Origin of the sequence: Paraburkholderia gardini (assembly GCF_907164575.1) — a bacterium.
Classification (GTDB): domain Bacteria; phylum Pseudomonadota; class Gammaproteobacteria; order Burkholderiales; family Burkholderiaceae; genus Paraburkholderia; species Paraburkholderia gardini.
This window is the reverse complement of the sequence record NZ_CAJQYY010000003.1, coordinates 261,386-285,152: the sequence shown is the minus strand read 5'-3', so window position 1 is coordinate 285,152 and position 23,767 is coordinate 261,386. Positions and strand designations below refer to the sequence as shown.

The 23,767-nt window shown below is 63.6% G+C and carries 22 protein-coding genes; 17 read left to right on the top strand and 5 right to left on the bottom strand.

The window, feature by feature from the left end; genetic code table 11:
- Window positions 1-122 precede the first annotated feature (122 nt).
- The 14 genes from LPA34_RS04245 to pyrF all read left to right on the top strand — a co-directional run bounded on the left by LPA34_RS04245 (window position 123) and on the right by pyrF (window position 16,253).
- Entirely contained in the window at window positions 123-2,231 is a 2,109-nt protein-coding gene (locus tag LPA34_RS04245; protein ID WP_228975256.1) for a ribonuclease catalytic domain-containing protein, read from the top strand.
- Entirely contained in the window at window positions 2,228-3,112 is an 885-nt protein-coding gene (gene aroE / locus LPA34_RS04240) for a shikimate dehydrogenase (RefSeq protein ID WP_228975255.1), read from the top strand. The genes LPA34_RS04245 and aroE overlap by 4 nt, the downstream gene beginning before the upstream one ends.
- Window positions 3,113-3,160: 48 nt before the next feature.
- A complete protein-coding gene (gene mtgA, locus LPA34_RS04235; protein WP_228975253.1) occupies window positions 3,161-3,883 on the top strand; it encodes a monofunctional biosynthetic peptidoglycan transglycosylase in 723 nt (240 codons plus the stop codon).
- 1,031 nt (window positions 3,884-4,914) lie between these two features.
- Window positions 4,915-5,874 carry an IclR family transcriptional regulator gene (locus LPA34_RS04230; RefSeq protein WP_228975251.1) on the top strand — a complete coding sequence of 320 codons (960 nt, stop codon included), beginning with the start codon at window positions 4,915-4,917 and terminating at the stop codon, window positions 5,872-5,874.
- Window positions 5,871-6,959 (top strand): 2-dehydro-3-deoxygalactonokinase, encoded by a 1,089-nt coding sequence (locus LPA34_RS04225; protein ID WP_228975248.1) that lies wholly within the window; start codon window positions 5,871-5,873, stop codon window positions 6,957-6,959. The genes LPA34_RS04230 and LPA34_RS04225 overlap by 4 nt, the downstream gene beginning before the upstream one ends.
- Window positions 6,960-6,989: 30 nt before the next feature.
- Window positions 6,990-7,670, top strand: coding sequence for a 2-dehydro-3-deoxy-6-phosphogalactonate aldolase (locus tag LPA34_RS04220; RefSeq protein ID WP_228975247.1), 681 nt, complete (start codon window positions 6,990-6,992; stop codon window positions 7,668-7,670).
- A complete protein-coding gene (locus tag LPA34_RS04215) occupies window positions 7,667-8,455 on the top strand; it encodes an SDR family oxidoreductase (protein ID WP_228975246.1) in 789 nt (262 codons plus the stop codon). The genes LPA34_RS04220 and LPA34_RS04215 overlap by 4 nt, the downstream gene beginning before the upstream one ends.
- A gap of 129 nt (window positions 8,456-8,584) precedes the next feature.
- The gene (locus tag LPA34_RS04210; RefSeq protein WP_228975244.1) at window positions 8,585-9,583 is read left to right on the top strand and encodes an arabinose ABC transporter substrate-binding protein; all 999 of its coding nucleotides are present in this window, start codon (window positions 8,585-8,587) and stop codon (window positions 9,581-9,583) included.
- A gap of 202 nt (window positions 9,584-9,785) precedes the next feature.
- Window positions 9,786-11,306: an L-arabinose ABC transporter ATP-binding protein AraG gene (gene araG / locus LPA34_RS04205; protein ID WP_228975241.1), complete on the top strand. Its 1,521-nt coding sequence runs from the start codon at window positions 9,786-9,788 to the stop codon at window positions 11,304-11,306.
- A 66-nt stretch (window positions 11,307-11,372) separates the two neighbouring features.
- Window positions 11,373-12,371, top strand: a complete 999-nt coding sequence (gene araH, locus LPA34_RS04200; RefSeq protein WP_228975239.1) for an L-arabinose ABC transporter permease AraH — start codon at window positions 11,373-11,375, stop codon at window positions 12,369-12,371.
- A gap of 25 nt (window positions 12,372-12,396) precedes the next feature.
- Window positions 12,397-13,197 carry an SDR family NAD(P)-dependent oxidoreductase gene (locus LPA34_RS04195; RefSeq protein ID WP_228975238.1) on the top strand — a complete coding sequence of 267 codons (801 nt, stop codon included), beginning with the start codon at window positions 12,397-12,399 and terminating at the stop codon, window positions 13,195-13,197.
- The gene (locus LPA34_RS04190) at window positions 13,194-14,141 is read left to right on the top strand and encodes an SMP-30/gluconolactonase/LRE family protein (protein WP_228975236.1); all 948 of its coding nucleotides are present in this window, start codon (window positions 13,194-13,196) and stop codon (window positions 14,139-14,141) included. The genes LPA34_RS04195 and LPA34_RS04190 overlap by 4 nt, the downstream gene beginning before the upstream one ends.
- Before the next feature lie 154 nt (window positions 14,142-14,295).
- On the top strand, window positions 14,296-15,348 hold the full coding sequence (locus LPA34_RS04185) for an aldose 1-epimerase (protein WP_228975233.1): 1,053 nt from the start codon (window positions 14,296-14,298) through the stop codon (window positions 15,346-15,348).
- Window positions 15,349-15,437: 89 nt separating this feature from the next.
- A complete protein-coding gene (gene pyrF / locus LPA34_RS04180; protein WP_228975231.1) occupies window positions 15,438-16,253 on the top strand; it encodes an orotidine-5'-phosphate decarboxylase in 816 nt (271 codons plus the stop codon).
- A gap of 18 nt (window positions 16,254-16,271) precedes the next feature.
- Here the strand turns inward: pyrF and LPA34_RS04175 are convergent, their stop codons facing one another.
- From LPA34_RS04175 to thiL, 4 genes are read right to left on the bottom strand one after another with little or no spacing between them, the layout of a single operon-like run.
- Entirely contained in the window at window positions 16,272-16,799 is a 528-nt protein-coding gene (locus tag LPA34_RS04175; RefSeq protein ID WP_228975228.1) for a cupin domain-containing protein, read from the bottom strand.
- A gap of 55 nt (window positions 16,800-16,854) precedes the next feature.
- On the bottom strand, window positions 16,855-17,355 hold the full coding sequence (locus LPA34_RS04170; protein ID WP_228975227.1) for a CinA family protein: 501 nt from the start codon (window positions 17,353-17,355) through the stop codon (window positions 16,855-16,857).
- Between the two features lie 25 nt (window positions 17,356-17,380).
- The gene (locus LPA34_RS04165) at window positions 17,381-17,932 is read right to left on the bottom strand and encodes a phosphatidylglycerophosphatase A family protein (protein ID WP_228975225.1); all 552 of its coding nucleotides are present in this window, start codon (window positions 17,930-17,932) and stop codon (window positions 17,381-17,383) included.
- Window positions 17,922-18,902 carry a thiamine-phosphate kinase gene (gene thiL / locus LPA34_RS04160; protein WP_228975224.1) on the bottom strand — a complete coding sequence of 327 codons (981 nt, stop codon included), beginning with the start codon at window positions 18,900-18,902 and terminating at the stop codon, window positions 17,922-17,924. The genes LPA34_RS04165 and thiL overlap by 11 nt, the downstream gene beginning before the upstream one ends.
- Window positions 18,903-19,244: 342 nt before the next feature.
- Here thiL and LPA34_RS04155 point away from each other — a divergent pair, with 342 nt between their 5' ends.
- The 3 genes from LPA34_RS04155 (at window position 19,245) to LPA34_RS04145 (ending at window position 22,859) form a co-directional block, all read left to right on the top strand.
- Complete coding sequence (locus tag LPA34_RS04155; protein ID WP_228975223.1) at window positions 19,245-21,539, top strand: NADP-dependent malic enzyme; 2,295 nt, start codon at window positions 19,245-19,247, stop codon at window positions 21,537-21,539.
- 329 nt (window positions 21,540-21,868) lie between these two features.
- On the top strand, window positions 21,869-22,279 hold the full coding sequence (locus tag LPA34_RS04150) for a ribonuclease (RefSeq protein WP_228975220.1): 411 nt from the start codon (window positions 21,869-21,871) through the stop codon (window positions 22,277-22,279).
- A 7-nt stretch (window positions 22,280-22,286) separates the two neighbouring features.
- Complete coding sequence (locus tag LPA34_RS04145) at window positions 22,287-22,859, top strand: barstar family protein (RefSeq protein ID WP_228975219.1); 573 nt, start codon at window positions 22,287-22,289, stop codon at window positions 22,857-22,859.
- A gap of 151 nt (window positions 22,860-23,010) precedes the next feature.
- Here the strand turns inward: LPA34_RS04145 and LPA34_RS04140 are convergent, their stop codons facing one another.
- Window positions 23,011-23,751 (bottom strand): 16S rRNA (uracil(1498)-N(3))-methyltransferase, encoded by a 741-nt coding sequence (locus LPA34_RS04140; protein ID WP_228975217.1) that lies wholly within the window; start codon window positions 23,749-23,751, stop codon window positions 23,011-23,013.
- Window positions 23,752-23,767 lie beyond the last annotated feature (16 nt).

The following is a 23,767-nucleotide window of genomic DNA, read 5'->3' as shown; positions in this document are numbered from 1 at the left end:
CCGCGGGCGCCTTTCGCGCAACGAAGCGTGAAGCGCGAGCCGCGGACCACTACCACGAACATGAAGCCGGACGCGCGGAAGCGATGCGTGTCGACCGGTTGAAGTCTGAACGAGAGTACTGAGTGAACGTTTTCTTTGAGGAATCAGGCAGTTTCAAGGCGGGCAGCGTGCTGTCGCGCCAGGGCGATGCGTTTCAGGTCGAGTTGCCAGGCGGCCGGCGCGCGAAGGTGCGCGCGAAGGACGTCCTGATCGAGTTCGAGAAGCCGGCCGCCGGCGAACTGATGCATCAGGCCGATGCCGCCGCACAGGAAATCGATCTCGATTTCCTGTGGGAATGCGCGCCGGAGGACGAATTTGCCTTCGCGGTGCTCGCGAAGGAGTACTACGGCGACACGTTCGGCGCGATCGAGCGCGCCGCGCTCGTGCTGCGCATGCACGGCGCGCCGGTGTACTTTCGCCGCAAGGGGCGCGGGCAATATCAGCGCGCGCCGCAGGAGCAGTTGCAGATGGCGCTGGCCGGTCTCGAGCGCAAGCGCCAGCAGGCGCTGGTGCAGGCCGGGATCGAGGAAGAACTGAAGGCGGGGCGTCTGCCGGAATCGCTCGCGGGCAAGGCACTGGGTCTCCTGACGAAGCCCGACAAGAACACGATCGAATACAAGGCGCTTGAAGCCGCGGCGGCGGCGCGTGGTATTTCGATGGCGCGTCTGATGCTCGACTGCGGCGGCATTCCGTCGGCGCGCGCGCTGCACGAGGCACGCTTTCTTTCCGAGTTTTTCCCGCATGGCACGGGTTTTCCGCCCGTGACCGTCGGCGCGGTGCCCGACGACCTGCCGGAAGCCGAAGTCGAAGCGTTCTCGATCGACGACATCACCACCACGGAAATCGACGATGCGTTTTCGGTCGAGCATCTGTCGGATGGCCGCGTGCGCATTGGCGTGCACATCGCGGCGCCGGCGCTCGGCATCGAGCGCGGCGACGCGGTCGATGCGATTGCACGCGGGCGTCTGTCGACCGTCTATATGCCGGGCGACAAGATCACGATGCTGCCCGACGACGTAGTGGAGGCGTTTACGCTGAAGGAGGGCGGGTTGCGTCCGGCGTTGTCGCTGTATGTGATCGTGAATCGCGAGACGCAGGATATCGTCGCGAGCGAGACGCGTGCCGAGCGCGTGTTCGTGAAAAGCAACCTGCGGCACAACACGCTCGATGAGCTCGTCAACGAAGCGTCGCTTGCCGCGGGCACGGGCGAGTATCCGCACAAGGACGACATCGCGGTGCTCTGGCCGTTCGCGCAGGCGCTGTTCGAAAAGCGCCAGCAGGCGCGCGCCGGGTACGGCCTGAAGCGCGAAGTGCAGCGCAATACGGACTTCAACTTCTACGTGGAAGGCGAGCACGTCACGATCACGCCGCGCCGTCGCGGCTCACCGCTGGATACGATCGTCGCCGAACTGGCGATTCTCGCGAACTCGTCGTGGGGCGCGTTCCTGCACGATCACGGTGTGCCCGGCATCTATCGCTCACAGCGTGCGTTCGGCGCGCCGAGCGGCCCGAAGCGCACGCGCATGCAGACATCCGCCGCGCCGCACGAGGGGCTCGGCGTCGCGCAGTATGCGTGGAGCACGTCACCGCTGCGCCGCTACGTCGACCTGGTGAACCAGTGGCAACTGCTCGCGTGCGTGCAGCACGGCGTGACCGCGAAGCTCGCGGCGCCGTTCAAGCCGAAGGACGCCGATCTCTTCGCCGTCGTGCAGGGCTTCGACGACACGTACACCGCGTACGCTGATCATCAGCGCCGGATGGAGTACTTCTGGTGCCTGCGCTGGCTGCGTCAGGAAGAAAAGAAGCAGGTGGTGGCATCGGTGGTGAAGGGTGACCTCGTGCGCCTCGAGGAAATCCCGCTGCTGCTGCATGTGCCGGGGCTCGGCGTGCATGCGCGCGGCACGCGGCTGCTGATGGAAGTGATGTCGCTGGATGAACTGACGGTCGAGGCGTCGGTGCGTCTGCTGCACGTGCTCGATGCGCCGCAGGTGACGAGCGGCACCGACACCGCCGAAGCCGACGAGGCCGATGAAGGTGAAGAAGAACTGATCGACGCCGCCGACGATCCGGCGGAAAGCGAAGCTGAAGCGCAGGCTGAAGCCGAGGGCGCGGAGGATGGAGAGGGCGAAGGCGGGGTTGCGGGCGATGCGGCTGCATCTTCAGAGCCTCAGACAACGGAGCCGGGACGATGAGCGCCGACGTCAACGTGAACGCCAATGTGGGCGTGGCACGCGACCGATATGCGGTGATCGGCAATCCGGTTGCACACAGCAAGTCACCGTATATCCACGCGCGATTCGCTGAGCAGACGGGTGAGCCGGTCGAGTACACGCATCTGCTCGCGCCGGTCGATGGATTTGTGGCGCAGGTGCGCGCGTTCATCGATGCGGGCGGCCGGGGCATGAACGTGACCGTACCGTTCAAGCTCGATGCGCACGCGCTTGCCGACAGGCTGTCGCCGCGCGCGGCTGCGGCTGGCGCCGTGAACACGTTGAGTTTTCGCGAAGACGGCATCCATGGCGACAACACTGACGGCGTCGGTCTCGTGCGTGACATCGAGGTGAATCTCGGCTTTGCGCTGAAGGGTGCGCGCATTCTGTTGCTGGGCGCGGGCGGAGCCGCGCGCGGCGTCGTGCTGCCGATGCTCGACCGGCTGCCGCGAACGTTGACGATCGTCAACCGCACGTCGGCGAAGGCGGACGAACTGGTTGCGCAGTTCGCCGCGGCGGCGCGGGAAGTCGACTGCGAACTGACGGGCGGTAGCGCGAAGGCGATCCAGCCGCACACGTACGACGTGATCGTGAACGCGACAGCGGGCAGCCTCGACGCCGCGCTTCCGGAGTGTGACGACGCGGCGTTCGGCCCTGGCACGCTTGCCTACGACATGATGTACAGCGCGCAGCCGACCGTATTCATGCGGCACGCGCAGACGCTGGGCGCGCGCGCGGCGGACGGGCTCGGCATGCTTGTCGAGCAGGCTGCGGAATCGTTCTACATCTGGCGCGGCGTGCGGCCGGATGGCGCGCCGGTACTGGCTGCACTGCGTGCCATGATGAAAACGCCGGCGGCCTGATTTCGCCAGAGCGCGTTTCGGTATCAATCGAACGGGGGACTTTCGACGATGACAGGAGCGAGGCGCGCGAGCCGGCCGGGCATGGTCCGATGGCTGTTCTACGTGCTGGTGGTGTTCGCGTGCGCGTGGCTTGCGACCCAGGTCTATTATTTTGCGCAGATCGCGATCTGGAATGTCGTCAATCCACAGTCGACTGCGTTCATGCGCTCGGACGCATGGCGGCTTTCGCAGGACCGGCCGGATCTTTCCATCCAGCATACGTGGGTACCGTACGACCGGATTTCGCGGAATCTGAAGCGGGCGATCATTGCTTCCGAGGATGCGAACTTCGTCAATAACAACGGTTACGAGACGGACGCGATTCTTCAGGCCTGGGAGAAGAACAAGGCACGCGGGAAGATCGTTGCCGGCGGTTCGACGATTACCCAGCAACTGGCGCGCAACCTGTTTCTTTCGCGTGAGAAGAGTTATATCCGCAAGGGGCAGGAGCTGATTATCACGTGGATGCTCGAGACGCTGATGGACAAGGAGCGGATCTTCGAGATTTATCTGAATTCCGTCGAGTGGGGCAATGGGGTTTATGGCGCTGAGGCCGCAGCGCGGTATTACTACAAGACTTCCGCGATGCAGTTATCGGGCGGGCAGTCTGCGCGGCTGGCTGTGATGCTGCCGCGGCCGAAGTATTTCGATGAACATCGAGGATCGGGGTATCTGGCCCAGCGGGCCAGAGTGATTGCCCGTCGGATGGGGGCGGCTGAATTACCCGATTGAGGGCTTCTTGCGGCGCCTGGTTTTTGGTTTTTTGTTTGTTCTGGGTTTTTGGCCTTTCCTTGTTCCGGCTTTTTGGCCTTTCCTTGTATTCATGTCGGTCTATTAGCGTCGCCCCTGTGCGGGGCGGCACCTACTTTTCTTTGTCCCCCAAGGGGACTTCCTTCGGGGCGTCTTGCCAAAGAAAAGTAGGCAAAAGAAAGGCGCTTCGAAAACTCACCTTTTCCTGGTGCGTCATTCGTCGGGAATGGCACCCCGTGAGACGTCGCCCTCGCGCTCCACGCCGCGCTGGTCCGCGCACGATCTGATCTCCCGCACAGCACCGCCCGTGACACAGGGCTCATTCATCCCACTCCGCGCTACGCGCGTCGCGGAACGGTCACTCGATGGCACCGGCATCAGGGGCCGGAGATCGCCGATTTCGATTGCGATTGCGATTGCGGTGTGATCGCCGTCTGCGATCGAGGTTGCGATCTCCGGCGCGAATACGCGTGCGCGTGCCAGTCCGCGCGAGTGCGCGAGAGGGTTATGCCGGTCGGCGATGCGCGTAGCGCGGAGTCGGGTGGATGACAGCCTTGTCATCAACATGGACCGCGCGCGGGACGGAATCGCGCGGGGACCGATGCCGGGTGAAGTGTGGGGGGCGACACTTCATGGGTTGCCATTCCCGACGAATGACGCGCCTGGAAAATGTGAGTTGTCGAAGCGCCTTTCTTTTGCCTACTTTTCTTTGGAAGACGCCCCGAAGGAAGTCCCCTTGGGGGACAAAGAAAAGTAGGTGCCGCCCCGCACAGGGGCAACGCTAATAGACCGACATGAATTCAAGGAAAGGCCAAAAAGCCAGAACAACAAAACAAAACCCGCGCCGCAAGAAGCAATCCCACTATATGACCACAACACTCACATATTGGAGATAGAAGAAAAACCGCCCTACAATCCGGATCAACGAGCCGCGAGAGCGGCAAAAAGCGCCGACCTTGCTGCGTCGCAGCAAAAAACACAAGCGCAAAGACAATACCGGAGACGAGCAACTTATGTCCGTGGTTGACCGGCGAGAAGCAACACGCGAAGCCGACGCGTCCAGATCACAAACGCCCCCGACGGCTCAGGCAGCATCCCGTTCCAACGGTGCCGCCGGCATACCGGCCGCAGCGCAGGCGGACTCGATAGCTGTCCCCAGCACGCTGCTCGACGTCACGCCCCAGCAAGCCGGCACGCAGACGCTCCTGCGTGGTCTCGCGATCCTCGAAGCCGCCGCCGCCGGCGTGCGCGATCTGCGCACCTTCGGCGCCGCGCTCGGCACGACCCGCAGCACCACGCATCGACTCGTCAGCAGCCTCGTCCAGGCGCGCTATCTGCGCCAGGTTCAGGGCGGCTATCTGCTCGGCCCGAAGCTGATCGAACTCGGTACCATCGCGCTCGAACAGATGCCGCTGACGGCCGTCGCACGTCCGCATCTCGAAGCACTCGCCGAACAGACCCTCGATACGATCCACCTCGGCGTGCGCGACGGCGACGATGTCCTCTATATCGACAAGATCCCCGGCACCCGTGGCCTCGAAATGCGCTCGCGCGTCGGTCACCGCATGCCCCTCGCGTCGACGGGTATCGGCAAGGCCATGATGCTCGACCTGCCGCCCGACGCCTGGCGTTCGCTCTTCGACGCGTCGCGTCGCGCACTCGCTGGCGTCAGCTTCAAGCCGGACAACCGTCCCGATTCGCTGACCTTCATGCAGCGCATGACCAACTATTCGACGGGCGGCTACACGTTCGACCTCGAAGAAAACGAAGCCTCGATCCGCTGTGTCGCAGCGCCCGTGCGCGATGCGTCGGGCGCCGTCGTCGCGGCGCTTTCGGTGGCGAGCACGATTCCCTATATGTCGCTTGAACGCATGGATGAACTGATCCCGGTCGTGCAGCGCGAAGCGCGCGCGATCTCGGAAGAACTGGGCTGGCGTGTGCCGCAACCGACCACCCGCAGGATCAAACGATGAGCCAGTCGAGCACCTCGAGCGCAGCCGCATCTCAAGCTCGGGCCGCAAATGCAACCAACACCATCGCGACGAACGACGCCGCACTGATCGCGCTCGACTGGGGCACGACGTCGCTGCGCGCGTATCTCTTTGACGCGGCGGGCAACGTGCTGGCAGCGCACACTTCGTCGGCCGGTATCATGAACCTGCCGCGCCCGGCAGCGGAAGGCGGCTTCGATGCGGCCTTCGACGCGGCCTGCGGCGCGTGGCTCGACGCGCACCCGGATCTTCCGGTGGTGGCGGCCGGCATGGTCGGCAGCGCGCAGGGCTGGCTCGAAGCGCCGTACGTCGAAGCACCCGCCGACGCGGATTCGCTCGTCGCCGGCATCGTGCGCGTCAAGACCGCGCGCGGTCTCACGATCCACATCGTTCCGGGCGTCCTGCAACGCGGCGACCTGCCGAACGTGATGCGCGGCGAGGAAACGCAGATTTTCGGCGCGCTCGCCGGAAAAGCATCTGTCGCCAATACCGCGGACGACGCAGGCGAACTGATTGGCCTGCCCGGCACGCATGCGAAATGGACGGTGGTGCGCAACGGGCGCATCGAACGTTTTCATACGTTCATGACGGGCGAAGTGTTCGGCGCGCTGCGCGATCACACGATCCTCGGCCGCACGATGACCGCGCCCGCATCGCCCGACACGGAAGCGTTTCTGCGTGGTGTCAGCGTCGCGCGTAACAGTGGCACGGCCGGCGTACTCGCGACGATCTTCAGCACGCGCACGCTCGGTCTCACTGGACAGCTCGCATCGAATGAACAGCCCGATTATCTGTCGGGTCTCCTGATCGGCCACGAACTCGCGGGCCTCGAAGCGGTGCTCGTGCGGCAACAGAGTTCGCTCGCCGGCAAGTCGCTGCTGCTGATCGGCAACGACGCGCTGTGCGAACGCTACCGTCTCGCACTCGCCCAGTTCGGTTGTACCCAGGCCGCTCTCGTGCAGCACGCGACGGAACATGGACTGTGGCGCATCGCGACGCAGGCCGGCTTCGTCGCGGCTGCAGAAACGAAGGCCAGCGCCGGCGCGACTTCCCGCGCGGCCCGCTGACCGACGCCAACGAACGCACAAGGAATCGACATGCAACCCCACATCAATCTGCCCGCACCGTACATGCCGCACGCAGGGCTGATCGCGGCTTTCGAGGCGTGCCCGTTGATCGCGATCATGCGCGGCGTCACACCCGCCGATGCTGCCGATCACGGTCGCGCGCTGTATGAAGCCGGGTTTCGCATCGTCGAAGTGCCGCTCAATTCGCCGCAGCCGTTCGACAGCATCGCCGCAATCCGCCAGGCATTGCCGGCCGATGCGATCGTCGGCGCGGGCACGGTGCTGCATCCGGGCTTCGTCAACGATGTGAAAGCCGCGGGCGGCGAACTGATCGTGATGCCGCACAGCGATGCCGAGGTCGTGATCGCCGCGAAGGCGTTGGGACTCGCCTGCTCGCCGGGTGTGGCCACGCCGAATGAAGCGTTCCTCGCGCTCAAGAACGGCGCGGACGTCCTCAAGATGTTCCCCGCGGAGCAGCTCGGCGCGCACGTCGTGAAGGCGTGGCGCGCGGTGATCGCGGCGGAAGTGCCGCTCGTGCCGGTCGGCGGTATCACGCCGGACAACATGGGTCCGTTCCTGAGTGCGGGTGCAAACGGCTTTGGCCTGGGCTCCGCACTCTACAAGCCGGGCCAGAGCGCGGCCGTGACGGCTTCGCATGCGAAGGCGTACATCAACGGTCTGCGCATCGCGAAGGCAGGTGTACAGAAATGAATCGCCTCGCCGACAAGGTCGCGTTGATCACCGGCGCCGGTCGCGGCATCGGTGCGGCGATTGCGCATGCCTTCGCTCGCGAAGGCGCCGCGGTCGTACTGGCTGAACTCGATCTGGAAACCGCACAGCACACCGCGCGCGCGATCGAGGCGCAATGCGGTCTGCAACCCGGTGCGAAAGTGCTCGCGGTGCGGACGGACGTGACTCAATCGACCTCGGTGCAGCACGCGGTAAGCGAAGCGGAAAAGGCGTTCGGGCCGCTGAACGTGCTCATCAACAATGCGGGTATCAACGTATTCTGCGACCCGCTGACGATGACCGATGATGACTGGCGCCGTTGTTTCGCAGTCGATCTCGATGGCGTGTGGAACGGCTGTCGCGCGGTATTGCCGGGCATGGTCGAACGCGGCGCGGGCAGCATCGTGAACATTGCGTCGACGCATGCTTTCAAGATCATTCCGGGATGTTTTCCGTATCCGGTCGCGAAGCACGGCGTGATCGGTCTCACGCGCGCGCTCGGCATCGAATACGCGCCGCGCAACGTGCGTGTCAACGCGATCGCGCCAGGCTATGTCGAGACGCAGTTGACGCGCGACTGGTGGGACGGTCAGCCGGATCCCGCCGCCGCGCAGCAGGCAACGCTGGATCTGCAACCGATGAAACGTATCGGCCGTCCGGAAGAAGTGGCGATGACCGCAGTTTTTCTTGCGTCGGATGAAGCGCCGTTCATCAACGCGAGCTGTATCACGGTCGATGGCGGGCGCTCGGCGCTTTACCACGACTAGCAAAGAGACAAGGCAGGGCAGGAACAGGGTTTTCAGTCGGGCGACGCACTGGCCGCGTGTGTCGCGACAACCGATAAAAGAAGATGCGGCCAATCACCTTCTCGTTACCAATAGTCAGGAGACAGCATTATGAAACGTAGAATTTTCCTCACGCTGGCAGCTGCAGCGGCGGGCGTGTTCTTCAACGCAACGGCCGCTCAGGCAGCCGATCCGGTGAAGATCGGTTTTCTGGTGAAGCAGCCCGAAGAGCCGTGGTTCCAGGACGAGTGGAAGTTCGCGGAAATCGCTGCGAAGCAAAAGGGCTTCACGCTCGTGAAGATCGGCGCGCCGTCGGGCGAAAAGGTGATGAGCGCAATTGACAACCTCGCCGCACAGAAGGCTCAGGGTTTCATCATCTGCACGCCGGACGTGAAGCTCGGACCGGGCATCGTCGCGAAGGCGAAGGCCGACGGCCTGAAGATGATGACGGTCGATGACCGCCTCGTCGACGGCGCGGGCAAGCCGATCGAATCCGTGCCGCACATGGGCATTTCGGCTTACAACATCGGCAAGCAGGTCGGCGACGGTCTGGCTGCTGAAATCAAGAAGCGCGGCTGGGACATGAAGGACGTCGGCGCGATCGACGTGACCTACGAACAGCTGCCGACCGCGCATGACCGCACGTCGGGCGCGACCGACGCACTGGTCGCCGCAGGTTTCCCGAAGGCCAACATCGTCGCGGCGCCGCAAGCGAAGACCGACACGGAAAACGCTTTCAACGCAGCGAACATCGCGCTCACCAAGAACCCGCAGTTCAAGCACTGGGTTGCCTATGCGCTGAACGACGAAGGCGTGCTCGGCGCGGTGCGCGCAGCAGAAGGCCGCGGCTTCAAGGCGGACAACATGATCGGTATCGGTATCGGCGGTTCGGATTCGGCACTGAACGAATTCAAGAAGCCGAACCCGACGGGCTTCTACGGCACGGTGATCATCAGCCCGAAGCGCCACGGCGAAGAAACCTCGACGCTGATGTACGACTGGATCAAGGACGGCAAGGAACCGCCGAAGCTCACGCTGACGACCGGTATGCTCGCCACGCGTGACAACGTCGGCGAAGTGCGTGAAAAGATGGGTCTCGCATCGAAGTAAGCAGCAGGTAGTACCAGGCAGTAGAACGGCGCGGCAACTGGATGCACGAAGCATCCGGTTGTCGCGCCGGGCATCAGATGGCGCCCGGCGGACACGATGTGTCGAAGGGCGCCTGAAAATCAGGGACGACAGGACTTTTTGCGTGAACGTGATGTCAGACGACGTGTGCACGCGAGACGTCCGCAATGTGAGGGGAAGCGAAGTGTCAGCGACGCTGCGTTTTGACAATATCGGCAAGGTGTTTCCAGGCGTGCGCGCGCTCGACGGTGTGTCCTTCGACGTGAACGCGGGCCAGGTGCATGGCCTGATGGGCGAGAACGGCGCGGGGAAATCGACCCTGCTCAAGATTCTCGGCGGTGAATATCAACCGGATTCCGGCCAGATCCTGATCGACGGCAACGACGTGCGCTTTGCGAGCGCGGCTGCTTCGATCGGCGCGGGTATCGCGGTGATTCACCAGGAACTGCAATATGTGCCCGATCTGACCGTCGCGGAAAATCTGCTGCTCGGCCAGTTGCCAAATTCACTTGGCTGGGTGAACAAGCGCGAGGCGAAGCGCTTCGTGCGCGAGCGTCTCGCCGCGATGGGCGTCGATCTCGACCCGAACGCGAAGCTGGGCAAGCTGTCGATCGCGCAACGGCAGATGGTCGAAATCTGCAAGGCGCTCATGCGTAACGCGCGCGTCATTGCACTGGACGAACCGACGAGCTCGCTGTCGCACCGCGAAACCGAAGTGCTGTTCAAGCTCGTGCGCGATCTGCGCGCCGACAATCGCGCACTGATCTACATCTCGCACCGCATGGACGAGATCTATCAGCTGTGCGACGCCTGCACGATTTTCCGCGACGGCCGCAAGGTCGCCTCGCATCCGACACTCGAAGGCGTGAGCCGCGACACGATCGTGAGCGAGATGGTGGGCCGCGAAATCAGCGACATCTGGAATTACAGGCCGCGTCCGCTAGGCGAAGTGCGCTTTGCGGCGAAGGCGATCGAAGGCCACGCGCTGAAAGAGCCGGCAACGTTCGAAGTGCGCCGCGGCGAGATCGTCGGCTTCTTCGGGCTGGTGGGCGCGGGCCGCAGCGAACTGATGCATCTCGTCTATGGCGCGGACCACAAAAAGGCGGGCGAGATCGCGCTCGACGGCAAGACGATCAAGGTGCGCAGCGCGGGCGAAGCGATCAAACACGGCATCGTGCTGTGCCCGGAAGACCGCAAGGAAGAAGGCATCGTCGCGATGGCGAGCGTGTCGGAAAACATCAACATCAGCTGCCGCCGCCACTATCTGCGTGGAGGCCTGTTCCTCGACCGCAAGAAAGAGGCGCAAACCGCCGACCGTTTTATCCAGCTGCTGAAGATCAAGACGCCGAGCCGTCGCCAGAAGATCCGTTTTCTTTCCGGCGGCAACCAGCAGAAGACAATCCTGTCGCGCTGGCTGGCCGAGCCGGACCTGAAGGTGGTGATTCTCGACGAACCGACGCGCGGTATCGACGTCGGTGCGAAGCACGAGATCTATAACGTGATCTATCAGCTCGCCGAGCGCGGCTGCGCGATCGTGATGATTTCGTCGGAACTGCCGGAAGTGCTGGGCGTGTCCGACCGCATCGTCGTCATGAGACAGGGCCGGATCTCCGGCGAGCTGAAGCGCGGCGAAGCTACCGAACAGACAGTACTGAGCCTTGCACTGCCGCAAAGCTCGACAGAACCCGCCGCGCAGGCGGCGTGAATTTCACCGGACGAGATTGTTTAAATACCTGTCCGACAACCCGTTGGGAACGGGAGGAGTGATCAAATGCAAGCCAGAGAAAACCTCAACGCCGCTGATGCGTTGATTCCACAAACCAGCGACAAGCAGAAATGGTGGCAGCACGTCACCGAGTACAGCCTGATCGTGATCTTCGTCGTGATGTTCCTGACGATGTCGCTGACCGTCGATCACTTCTTCTCGATCGAAAACATGCTCGGTCTCGCGCTGTCGATTTCGCAGATCGGCATGGTCGCGTGCACGATGATGTTCTGTCTCGCGTCGCGCGACTTCGACCTTTCGGTCGGCTCGATCGTCGCGTTCGCCGGCGTGCTCTGCGCGATGGTGTTGAACGCCACCGGCAACACGTTCATCGCGATCGTCGCGGCGGTGGTGGCGGGCGGTGCGATCGGTTTCGTGAACGGCGCGGTCATCGCGTATCTGCGCATCAACGCGCTGATCACCACGCTCGCGACGATGGAAATCGTCCGCGGCCTCGGCTTCATCGTGTCGCACGGTCAGGCCGTGGGCGTGTCGTCGGATACGTTCATCGCGCTGGGCGGCCTGTCGTTCTTCGGCGTTTCGCTGCCGATCTGGGTCACGCTGCTGTGCTTCATCGTGTTCGGCGTGATGCTGAACCAGACCGTCTACGGCCGTAACACGCTCGCGATCGGCGGCAACCCGGAAGCGTCGCGTCTCGCCGGTATCAACGTGGAACGCACGCGCGTCTGGATCTTCCTGATCCAGGGTGCGGTGACGGCGCTGGCCGGCGTGATTCTGGCATCGCGTATCACGTCGGGTCAGCCGAACGCCGCCGAAGGCTTCGAGCTGAACGTGATCTCGGCGTGCGTGCTCGGCGGCGTATCGCTGCTCGGCGGTCGCGCGACGATCTCGGGCGTGGTGATCGGCGTGCTGATCATGGGCACGGTCGAAAACGTGATGAACCTGCTCAACATCGATGCGTTCTATCAATATCTCGTGCGCGGTGCGATCCTGCTGGCCGCCGTGATGCTCGACCAGTTGAAGAACCGCGGTTCGCGTGATTAATCCCTGTTCCTGAAGGAATCGAACGATGTCGTCTCCGGTCAATGTGAATGAACGTCAGGCGGATAGCGCGTTTGCCCGTTATCCGAGTCTTATCGATCGCACGGTGCTGATCACTGGCGGTGCAACGGGCATCGGCGCATCGTTCGTCGAACACTTCGCGGCGCAGGGCGCGCGCGTGGCGTTCTTCGATATCGATGCGAGCGCCGGTGAAGCCCACGCCGACGAACTTGGCGACTCGCGTCACAAGCCGCTCTTCCTGCCGTGCGATCTCACCGATCTCGACGCGTTGAAGAAGGCGATCGCCGACGTGCGCGCGGCGCTCGGCCCGATCACCGTGCTCGTCAACAACGCGGCCAACGACAAGCGCCACACGATCGCCGAAGTCACGCCCGAGTTTTTCGACAAGGGTATCGCGGTCAACATCCGTCACCAGTTTTTCGCGGCGCAGGCCGTGGTCGACGACATGAAGGCTGCCGGCGGCGGCTCGATCATCAATCTCGGCTCGATCAGCTGGATGCTGAAAAACGGCGGCTATCCGGTGTACGTGACATCGAAAGCGGCGGTGCAGGGGCTCACGCGCGGTCTCGCGCGCGACCTTGGGCCGTTCGGTATCCGCGTCAATACGCTCGTGCCGGGCTGGGTGATGACCGAAAAGCAGAAACGTCTGTGGCTCGACGACGCCGGCCGCGAAGCGATCAAACAGGGTCAGTGCATCGACCGCGAATTGATGCCCGAGGATCTGGCGCGCATGGCACTCTTCCTTGCCTCCGACGACAGCCGCATGATCACCGCGCAGGACGTGATCGTGGACGGAGGCTGGGCATGAGCGTGGCGGCGCGCGAACAGCAGGCGGCGCTCCTCATCGACGCCAAGTGCAGGCTCGGTGAGAATGCGACGTGGTGCGCGCGCACCGGGCGCTTCTACTGGACGGATATCGAGGGCGCGCGTCTGTGGCGCTACGATCCGGCCGACGGCCGCAGCACGTTCTGGCCGATGCCCGGGCGGCTCGCGACGTTCGCGCTGTGCGCCGACCCGCATTACCTGCTACTCGGCCTTGCGTCGCATCTCGCGTTTTTCGATCTCGCGACCGGCGAGACGCAGCATATCGTCGACGTCGAACCCGGCTTGAACACGCGCGTCAACGACGGCCGGTGCGACCGGCAAGGTCGTTTTGTATTCGGAACGAAAGACGAGGCGTCGGTGAAAGCCATCGGCGGTTTTTATCGCCTGAATCATGATCTGACGCTTGAACGGTTGCCATTGCCATCGCCGGCAATTGCGAACAGTATTGCGTTCAGCCCGGACGGCGCGACGATGTACTACTGCGATACGCTGACCCGCACGATTCGCACCTGTGCGTACGGCAGCGATGGCGGCATTTCAGGCGACCGTGTGTTCGTGACGCTGACCGATGCGACCGGAGGGCCGGACGGCTCGACGGTCGATCGCGACGGCGGCCTGTGGAACGCGCAGTGGGGCGGCTCGCGTGTCGTGCGTTACGACACCGACGGCGCCGAAACGGCGCGTGTCACGGTGCCGACCGCGCAACCGAGTTGCGTCGCGCTGGGCGGCGCGCAACTGGGCACGCTGTACATTACGAGCGCGCGCGACGAACTCGATGCGCGGGCGCTTGGCAAGGACACGCGGGCGGGCGGCGTTTTCATCGCGACGCCCGGCGCGCGCGGTCTGCCGGAGCCGCTTTTTCAGGGCGCGCCGGCGCGGCGTCAGGCGCCCGACGCATTGGGTTTCGCGCGAGACGCTGCAGGCTGACCGTTTCGTTTCAATGGCGATGCAGGGCAGGACTTCATTCGCAGATGTTGCAGCACGCTGTACGACGCCAAAGAGGCGACCGGCTTGCCGAGTTGCCCACAGGATTTCCCGTCGATGACGACGGCAATGTTTGACGCCTCTCGAGGAGACTGACATGACTGTCACGAATTCCGTTGGCTCGTCTTCATCGCAGTCGCGCCGCGCGAGACTGGCCGCGGCTGCCACCCCCGTGCTGCCCGGACCGAGTACGTCGGCCGTTGCGACGGGTACGACTGTCGCGGACGATATCGCTTCCGTCACGCTTTCAAATGCACAACTGCGGCTCGACGTTGCCCCGCTGCTAGGCGGCGGCGTGACGCGTTTCGACTACCGCAGCGATGGCGGCCTCGTGCCGATTTTTCGCCGCTGCCGCCACGTTGCCTGCGATACCGATCCGAACGAACTCTCGTGTTACCCGCTACTGCCGTATTCGAACCGGATCGGCGGCGGCCAGTTCAGCTTCTCGGGCCGCTCGATCGATGTGCCGCTCAACCGCGACGGCGAATCGCTGCCGATTCACGGCGACGGCTGGCTCGCGCCGTGGCAGGTCGCCGATACCGATCACCAGAGCGTGCGCCTGACGCTCGATCGCAGCGAGGGCAAGCCGTACGCGTATCGGGCGATGCAGATGTACACGCTCGATGGCCCCGCGTTGATCATCACGCTCGAAATCGAAAACACGGGGCGAGAAGCGCTGCCGTTCGGTCTCGGCATTCATCCGTTTTTGCCGCGTGATGCGGGCACGGAACTATCGGCGGCGGCCGGCGGCTTGTGGCTCGCCGACGACAACTGGCTGCCCATGCGGCACGTCCCCGCGCCGCCCGCGTGGCAGTTTGGCGTCGCGTATCCGTTGCCGGAGACGATCGTGAACCACGCGTTCACCGGCTGGAGCGGACGCACGGCGGTGGTATGGCCGAAGCGGCGCCTGTCGCTCACCATTGCCGCCGATACCGATTACTACGTGCTCTATACGCCGCCGTCGGAAGATTTTTTCTGCTTCGAACCGGTCGACCATCCGATCAACGCGATGAACCTGCCGGGCGGCGCGGCCGCGAACGGCATGACGGTGCTTGCGCGCGGCGATCGTCTGACGCGTCAGTTCACGTTCACGGTCGAGCGGACGGGAATGCGCTCGACGGCCGGTGCGCGCGGGCACGGGCGGCAGTAGGTCGCGTGTGAGGGCGCCGGGCCCGAAGGCCGGCGCCGCCGGGTAAAATACGCGCCTCATCCGCTAATGGCTCGTCGCGAGTTTTCACCATGTCCTCATTCACCCAGACGCTCAACGATGCGTGGCAGCGCACGAACTCGCTGCTGTGCGTCGGCCTCGACCCCGAGCCCACGAAGTTTCCGGGCGCGCTCGCGAACCGGCCCGACGCCATTTTCGAGTTTTGCCGCGCGATCGTCGATGCGACTGCGCCGTACGCGTCGTCGTTCAAGCCGCAGATCGCGTACTTCGCCGCGCATCGCGCCGAAGACCAGCTCGAACAGCTGATCGCTCACATCCATGCGCATCATCCGGGTCTTCCGGTGATCCTCGATGCGAAGCGCGGCGACATCGGCAGCACGGCCGAACAGTACGCGCGCGAAGCGTTCGAACGTTATCGCGCGGATGCCGTCACGGTGAACCCGTATATGGGTTTCGATTCGATCCAGCCGTATCTCGAACACGCGGGCAAGGGCGTGATCGTGCTGTGCCGCACGTCGAACCCAGGTGGCTCGGACCTGCAGTTTCTGGAGACGGCCGGACGTCCGCTGTATCAGGTCGTCGCGGGACTCGCGGCAGAAAAATGGAACGCAAGCGGCGAGCTCGGGCTCGTGGTGGGCGCGACGTTCCCGAAGGAAATCGAAGTGGTGCGTGGAATTGTCGGCGACATGCCGCTGCTGATTCCCGGCATCGGCGCACAGGGCGGCGACGTCGAGGCGACGGTGCGCGCTGGACGCACGGCGGCGAATACCGGCATGCTGATCAACTCTTCCCGCGCGATCATCTACGCGGGCAAGGGCGACGATTTCGCCGATGCCGCGGCGAGCGCCGCGCGCGAGACGCGAGACCGGATCAATCAGTATCGTTGAGCGTGAAACGGGCAGGGATTACGAGTCGCGTGAGGTGTCTGAGACAGGCCCCAGCCGCATCACGATGTCCCGATGCGCCGGGTAAGCCGCCAGCAGCGCATCCACGCTGGCCAGTTCGAATTCGCTGAATTCGAATCCCGGCGCGACCGTGCAGCCGGCCAGCGCGTAACCTGCCGGGTCGATGCATTCCGCGGCAAACCACTGCCCGGCCGGCACGACCACCTGGAACACGGCATCCGTGTGCGTGAGTGCGTTGCCCAGCCGATGCGACGTCAGACGGCCGGCATCGTCGAGGACGTGAACGTAGAGCGGCTCGCCGGCATAAAAATGCCAGACCTCGTCGGACCGGATCCGGTGCCATGCTGAATGGGCACCATCCGCGAGCAGATAGTAGATCGCGGTCGAGGCCGCGCGCGTCTCGCCCGAACCCTGTCGCTTTATTTCTGCTGTCGAGCGATACGTCTCGCGATAAAAACCACCTTCCGGATGCGGCTGCAAATCGAAACGGCGGATTAACTCAGCTTTTTCGGTAGTGGGCGTGATCATCGGGACCGTGTGAGCGGGTATGCGGTTGGGCGAACTTGCCGATGAGCGGAAGGGCCTAGCGTTCCTGCTCGTCGAGCAGCAGAAGCACGCCCCGCAATGCGTGTGCGGCGGCCTGCACGCGGATTCTGTCGCGATCGCCCTTGAACACGACCGTCTCGACTTTCGTATGCAGGCGATTGGTCCAGCCGAACGACACCATGCCGACCGGCTTCGTTTCCGTTCCGCCGCCCGGCCCGGCGACACCCGTGATCGCCAGCGATACCTGCGCGCGACTGTTACGCAACGCGCCTTCGGCCATCGCGCTCGCCACCTGTTCGCTCACCGCGCCGTGCCTGTCGATCAGCTCGGCGGGCACGCCGATCATCTCGCTCTTCGCCTGATTCGAATACGTGACGAAGCCGCGCTCGAACCAGCCGCTGCTGCCGGAGATGTCCGTCATGGCGGTCGCGACCATGCCGCCCGTGCAGGATTCAGCAGTAGCGAGCATCAGCCGCTCGTCGCGCAAACGGTTGCCCAAGCGGATCGCAAGTTGATGGACGACGGAATCGGTAGCCATGCGTATGTCCGGTAACAGGCGTCGGTCAGACCGACATGCGCCAGAGCGCGATGACGAGAAGCGAGAAAAACGCAGCGACAAGGTCATCGAACATGATGCCGAAACCGCCTTTCAGTTTGCGATCGAAGTAGCTGATGGGCGGCGGCTTCACCATGTCGAAGAAACGGAACACGATGAACGCCCACAACTGGCCGGTGAACGTGACCGGCGTAACCATCAGCAGCACGAGCCAGAACGCGACGATCTCGTCCCACACGACGGGCGACGGGTCTTCGATGCCCAGCCGCTTTGCGGTGAAACCCGAAATACCGATGCCCGCGAAAAAGCCTGCCGCGATCAGGATGCCCCACTCGATCACGGTCAGATAGTGGCTGAACGCCGCGAACGACGCCCACGCGAACAGCGTGCCGAACGTGCCCGGCGCGACCGGCGAAAGCCCGCTGCCGAAGCCGAGCGAAATGAGATGCAGCGGATGCGACAGCATGAAGCGCGCCGTCGCGCGGCGCGGCCGTGGCGCGCCCGGATCGGGCGTGGGAGTGAGGTCGTCGGCGGGGCCGAGCGGTGGTTCAGTCTGCATGGAAATGATCGAAGCCTTGCAACGTCAGGGTGAGCGGCGTGCCTGCTGCGTCGTGCCACGCGATGGCAGGTGTGCCGGTCTGGAGAACGCTTATTGTACCGATGCGCGTCACGGGTACGGCGACGCTGTTGCCCGCAGCTTCGATTGCCGCGCGCGCGGACACCGGCGCGGTGAAGCACAGTTCGTAGTCGTCGCCACCCGCGAGTGTGCAGCGGCGCTGCACTTCAGCCGGAAGCCGCCGGAGCGCGGCGGAGCGGGGAATCGCATCGACGTCGACGCGGGCGCTCACCCGCGACCGTTCGAGGATATGACGCAGATCGCCCGCGAGTCCATCCGAGATGTCGAGCGCCGCGCGCGCGTGTCCACGCAGTGCGATGCCGAGCGCGACGCGCGGCTCCGGCTGTTCGAGCGCCTTTCGAAATGCTGCGGTGTCCCCATCGCCGGCGGCCCATTCGCCGCGCAGCACGCCGAGCCCGGCGCGTGCGTCGCCGAGCGTTCCCGAGATCCAGATGTCGTCGCCGGGTTGCGCGGCGTCGCGGCGCAACGCGTGTTGGGGGGGGACTTCACCGAACACGGTGATGCAGATGTTGAGCGGTCCGCTTGTGGTGTCGCCGCCCACCAGTTCGCAATCGAAGCGCTCCGCGATCTCGAACATGCCTTCGCTGAACGCGCTGAGCCAGTTTTCCCGCGCTTGCGGCAACGAGAGCGCGAGCGTGAAGGCGTGTGGCTTCGCGCCCATCGCCGCGAGATCGGACAGATTGACTGCGAGCGCCTTGTGACCCAGCGCGTGAGGATCGACATCGGGAAGAAAATGGCGTCCTTCGACGAGCATATCCGTCGAAATGGCGAGCATTTCATCGGCGCGCGGCGTGAGCAGCGCGCAGTCGTCGCCAATGCCGAGCGGCGCGCGCGGCGTGGCGCGCGCGCGGCGCGCGAAGAAACGGTCGATCAGTGAAAACTCGGAAAGCATGGCGAAAATCCGTAAAGCAGCAAGGCGCCGCGAAAGCCACCTGCAAGCGTAAGACGCGGCTCCGAAGCACGACGATTTTCACCGCAAAGCGAAAATCGAAGACTCGCGAAGCACGACGGGAACGAATGAATTGTACGGCTCGCATTTTCTCCGGACGACCCTGGCCTGATGGTCAGTGAAACCCGGTCATCAGGCCGATGACAATTCATTTGCTGCACCGCACAGCGGGCGTTTGCGCTGTTTCAGTCGTGGCAGTTGTACCCTTTTTGAAGGAATCGGCTTTGGGATTGGCGCTACAATGCGTCGAACTTCTATTCTAATCCGCACTTCCAGGCACGCCTTATGTCGACTCCCGCCAATACCAAACTTCGCGAAGCTGCCCTCGATTATCACGAGTTCCCGACCCCCGGGAAGATCGCGATCGCGCCGACCAAACAGATGATCAACCAGCGCGACCTCGCGCTGGCTTACTCGCCGGGCGTTGCGTTCGCGTGCGAGGAAATCGTTGAGAACCCGCTGAACGCGGCGCGCTTCACCGCGCGCAGCAACCTTGTCGGCGTCGTGACGAACGGCACGGCCGTGCTCGGTCTCGGCAACATCGGCCCGCTCGCGTCGAAGCCTGTGATGGAAGGCAAGGCCGTCCTGTTCAAGAAGTTCGCCGGCATCGACGTGTTCGATATCGAACTCAACGAATCCGACCCGCACAAGCTCGTCGAGGTGATCTGCGCGCTCGAACCGACCTTCGGCGGCATCAACCTTGAAGACATCAAGGCGCCCGACTGCTTCATCGTCGAGCGCGAATGCCGCAAGCGCATGAAGATCCCCGTGTTTCACGATGACCAGCACGGCACGGCGATCGTCGTCGCGGCGGCCATCACGAACGGGCTGAAAGTTGTCGGCAAGGACATCTCGAAGGTGAAGCTCGTGGCCTCGGGCGCAGGCGCGGCGTCGCTCGCGTGTCTCGATCTGCTCGTCGATCTCGGCCTGCCGATCGAAAACATTCTCGTGACCGATCTGGCCGGCGTGGTCTACAAGGGCCGCGTCGAGCTGATGGATCCGGACAAGGAACGCTTCGCACGCGAAACCCAGGCCCGCACGCTGGGCGAGGCGATCGAAGGCGCGGATATTTTTCTCGGCCTTTCAGCCGGTGGCGTGCTGAAGCAGGACATGGTCAAGCGCATGGCCGACAAACCGCTGATTCTCGCGCTCGCCAATCCGACACCGGAAATCCTGCCTGAACTCGCGCTCGAAGTGCGCCCGGATGCGGTGCTGTGCACGGGCCGCACCGATTACCCGAACCAGGTCAACAACGTCCTGTGCTTCCCGTTCATCTTCCGCGGTGCGCTCGACGCAGGCGCGACGACGGTGACCCGCGAGATGGAAATCGCCGCGGTCAATGCGATTGCTGAACTGGCGCGGCAGGAGCAGAGCGACATCGTCGCGACCGCCTACGGCATCCAGGATCTCTCGTTCGGTCCGGAATACCTGATTCCGAAGCCGTTCGATCCGCGTCTGATCGTCAAGATCGCGCCGGCCGTGGCGAAGGCCGCGATGGATTCGGGCGTCGCAACCCGTCCGATCGAGGACATGGACGCGTACGAGCAGCATCTGCAGCAGTTCGTGTATCACAGCGGCACGACGATGAAGCCGATCTTCCAGGCGGCGCGCAGCGTCGAGATGGAGAAGAAGCGCATCGTGTTCGCGGAAGGCGAAGAAGAGCGTGTGCTGCGCGCGGTCCAGATCGTCGTCGACGAAAAGCTCGCGAAGCCGATCCTGATCGGCCGTCCGGCGGTGATCGAGCAGCGCATCGCGCGTTATGGCCTGCGCCTTGTTGCCGGCCAGGATTACACCGTGGTGAACACCGACCACGACGAGCGTTACCGCGATTTCTGGCAGACCTACTACAAGATGATGTCGCGCAAGGGCATCAGCGAACAGATGGCGAAGCTCGAAATGCGCCGCCGCACGACGCTGATCGGCTCGATGCTGGTGAAGAAGGGCGAGGCGGACGGCATGATCTGCGGCACGATCAGCACGACGCACCGTCACCTGCATTTCATCGATCAGGTGATCGGCAAGAAGACCGGCAGCACGGTCTACGCCGCGATGAACGCGCTCGTCTTGCCGGGCCGGCAGATTTTCATCGTCGATACCCACGTGAACGTCGACCCTACGCCCGAACAGCTCGCCGAAATCACGGTGATGGCCGCCGAGGAAGTGCGTCGTTTCGGTATCGAGCCGAAGATCGCGCTGGTATCGCACTCGAACTTCGGTACGAGCCATGCGCCGTCCGCACAGAAAATGCGTGAAGTGCTGGCGCTCGTGCGTGAGTGCGCCCCGGATCTGCAGATCGACGGCGAGATGCACGGCGACGTCGCGCTCGATGCGAACCTGCGCCGCGAAGTGCTGCCCGATTCGACGCTCGAAGGTGACGCGAACCTGCTGATCCTGCCGAACATCGACGCGGCCAACATCTCGTACAACCTGCTGAAGACAGCTGCGGGCAACAACATCGCGATCGGCCCGATACTGCTCGGCGCAGCACAACCGGTGCACGTGCTGACCGCTTCGGCGACGGTGCGGCGTATCGTCAACATGGCGGCGCTGCTGGTGGCTGACGTTATCGCGACCCGGTAATATTTACCATTGCAAACGGCGCGTCGGCGATGGACGCGCCGTGCCGCAGGGCGTGCACGGCAGGCTCCGCGCTGTGTCTGCGCCTCCTGGCAGAAGACCAGGCGCACATTCCCGAGCAGGCCGGTACCGATAGCACCCCGATTGTTTCTGATTCAGGCGGGATTAATTTGCCTGCGGCAAAAGCCGCTGGAAGGCGCGCCAGTGGGGCGTTTGCACTTCAGTGGAGCCTCCGGGTGGCCGATCGCGCATTGATTCCAGGGGCCATTAGCGATACCCTTACACCTTTCATGGTCGTCGAACTCGTGATCTAACAGCGGGAATTCTGGTTCATGGCACGCAAGTGGCTCCGCAACGGCGTGCTCCCAGCCGCCCTGATCGTTGTCAGCCTGTGCGGGAGTGTCGTTTCTGGCGCCTTTGCGCGCGACACCGCGACACCGTCCACTGATCAGGCGCAGGGCACCATTGCGGTGACGCAATTGCCGCGGGAAGCAGTCAATACTTTGAACTTGATTGCAGCAGGCGGGCCATACCCGTATGAGAAGGACGGCATCGTATTCGGCAATCGCGAGCGGTTGCTGTCGCCGCACAAGCGCGGTTATTACCACGAATACACCGTTCCCACGCCTCGTGCCCGCAATCGGGGCGCGCGCCGCATTGTCTGCGGTGGCCCGCTAAAGCGAACCGACAACTGTTATTACTCCGACGACCATTACACGAGTTTTAAACGTATTGTTGAATGACATCGGGATGAACAGCATGAGCGACAACGTCTACGCGCACGACTCCACAGTCGCGACGGATCTTTTCGCGGCCGGTAGCGGCAATCTGTTCCAGCGCGTCATGCAGATGCGCAGCGCCGGGCCCGGCCAGGATACCCAGAGCGAAGCCATCAGCACTGTGCTTTCTTCGAACGAGGGCCCCATGAGTCTTTTCAAGACCGTACGACCGAACATCGTACAGTCGATCCGCGCGTTTCGCGTGCAGGATCTTGCTGACGAGGCGAGCCAGCTGGAGCAGCATTTTCTCTATGCCTGCTGCGGCAATGCGCAGAGCAAACAGGAAGTCATGGAAACGATCGCGACTTCGTTCATGTTTCCCAAACACTTCGGCAAGAATTACGACGCGCTTTATGATTGCCTGACCGATCTGGTCGCGAAGGCGGGTCCGCAGCCTGGTTTTGTGATCGTGCTCGAGGCACTGCCGGTTGCGCAGAAATTCGACAAGGAAGGCCGCGAAACCCTCCTCGATGTGTTTCGCGAAGCTGCGGAGTTCTGGGCCGAACGCAAGGTGGCATTCCGCGTGTTCTACTCATTCGCGTGATGTTGCGTGCGGTGATGAAACCCGAGGGCTGAACCGCGCACCTTGAACTGAGCGCATCGGTAACAAAGACAAAGCCCGCCATCTGGCGGGCTTTGTTTTTGGCGCGGGGGTTTTTGCGAAACCGCTACCATGCCATGCAGCACGCAATGCGTTACCAGCCGCCCCAGCGCGCGGCCAGCGCAGCCAGCATGGCAATCCCCGCCGTTTCCGTGCGCAGCACGCGCGGGCCGAGGCCGACAGGCGTGAAGCCTTGATCCACGGCGGCCGTCTCTTCATCGATCGATAATCCGCCTTCCGGCCCGATCAAAACGATGACGTGCCCTTGCGGCGGCTCAACGGGTAGCGCGGAAAACGCGATGCTGCCGCGCGGCGAAAGCAGCAGCCTGAGTTCATCTTGCGCAGGCGTTCCGGACAACGCCCCAAGCCACGCCGTGAAGTCGCTGACGGGCGCCACGTCGGGCAGGCGATTGCGTCCGCATTGCTCGCACGATGCGCGCACGATTCCCTGCCAGTGTGCATTCCGGCGTTGAGCTCGCTCACCTGAAAGGCGCACGACGCTGCGCGCGGCCGTGAGCGGCACGAAACCCGATGCGCCCAGTTCGACGGCTTTTTCGATCAGCCAGTCCATCTTGTCGCCGCCCGCGATGCCTTGCGCGAGTGTCAGCCGATAGGGCGGCTCGACGTCGATATCGCGAAAGTTGGCGATCTTCGCCGTAACCGAGCGACGCTCGATGTCGACGAGTTCCGCGACGTACTCGCCGCCTTTGCCGTTGAAGAGCGCAATCGAATCGCCTGTCTGCAGGCGCAGCACCTGGATATGTCGAACGACGTCATCCGGCAGTTGTTCGACGTCGCCGGCTCGAAGCGGCATGTCGACGAAAAAACGGGGCATCGGGAAAGAAGTCTCC

Bases quoted from the DNA above. Each gene is read 5' to 3' on its own strand.
- aroE (WP_228975255.1), top strand. From the start codon at position 2,228: ATGAGCGCCGACGTCAACGTGAACGCCAATGTGGGCGTGGCACGCGAC.
- mtgA (WP_228975253.1), top strand. From the start codon at position 3,161: ATGACAGGAGCGAGGCGCGCGAGCCGGCCGGGCATGGTCCGATGGCTG.
- LPA34_RS04230 (WP_228975251.1), top strand. From the start codon at position 4,915: ATGTCCGTGGTTGACCGGCGAGAAGCAACACGCGAAGCCGACGCGTCC.
- LPA34_RS04225 (WP_228975248.1), top strand. From the start codon at position 5,871: ATGAGCCAGTCGAGCACCTCGAGCGCAGCCGCATCTCAAGCTCGGGCC.
- LPA34_RS04220 (WP_228975247.1), top strand. From the start codon at position 6,990: ATGCAACCCCACATCAATCTGCCCGCACCGTACATGCCGCACGCAGGG.
- LPA34_RS04215 (WP_228975246.1), top strand. From the start codon at position 7,667: ATGAATCGCCTCGCCGACAAGGTCGCGTTGATCACCGGCGCCGGTCGC.
- LPA34_RS04210 (WP_228975244.1), top strand. From the start codon at position 8,585: ATGAAACGTAGAATTTTCCTCACGCTGGCAGCTGCAGCGGCGGGCGTG.
- araH (WP_228975239.1), top strand. From the start codon at position 11,373: ATGCAAGCCAGAGAAAACCTCAACGCCGCTGATGCGTTGATTCCACAA.
- LPA34_RS04195 (WP_228975238.1), top strand. From the start codon at position 12,397: ATGTCGTCTCCGGTCAATGTGAATGAACGTCAGGCGGATAGCGCGTTT.
- LPA34_RS04190 (WP_228975236.1), top strand. From the start codon at position 13,194: ATGAGCGTGGCGGCGCGCGAACAGCAGGCGGCGCTCCTCATCGACGCC.
- LPA34_RS04185 (WP_228975233.1), top strand. From the start codon at position 14,296: ATGACTGTCACGAATTCCGTTGGCTCGTCTTCATCGCAGTCGCGCCGC.
- pyrF (WP_228975231.1), top strand. From the start codon at position 15,438: ATGTCCTCATTCACCCAGACGCTCAACGATGCGTGGCAGCGCACGAAC.
- LPA34_RS04175 (WP_228975228.1), bottom strand. From the start codon at position 16,799: ATGATCACGCCCACTACCGAAAAAGCTGAGTTAATCCGCCGTTTCGAT.
- LPA34_RS04170 (WP_228975227.1), bottom strand. From the start codon at position 17,355: ATGGCTACCGATTCCGTCGTCCATCAACTTGCGATCCGCTTGGGCAAC.
- LPA34_RS04165 (WP_228975225.1), bottom strand. From the start codon at position 17,932: ATGCAGACTGAACCACCGCTCGGCCCCGCCGACGACCTCACTCCCACG.
- thiL (WP_228975224.1), bottom strand. From the start codon at position 18,902: ATGCTTTCCGAGTTTTCACTGATCGACCGTTTCTTCGCGCGCCGCGCG.
- LPA34_RS04155 (WP_228975223.1), top strand. From the start codon at position 19,245: ATGTCGACTCCCGCCAATACCAAACTTCGCGAAGCTGCCCTCGATTAT.
- LPA34_RS04150 (WP_228975220.1), top strand. From the start codon at position 21,869: ATGGCACGCAAGTGGCTCCGCAACGGCGTGCTCCCAGCCGCCCTGATC.
- LPA34_RS04145 (WP_228975219.1), top strand. From the start codon at position 22,287: ATGAACAGCATGAGCGACAACGTCTACGCGCACGACTCCACAGTCGCG.
- LPA34_RS04140 (WP_228975217.1), bottom strand. From the start codon at position 23,751: ATGCCCCGTTTTTTCGTCGACATGCCGCTTCGAGCCGGCGACGTCGAA.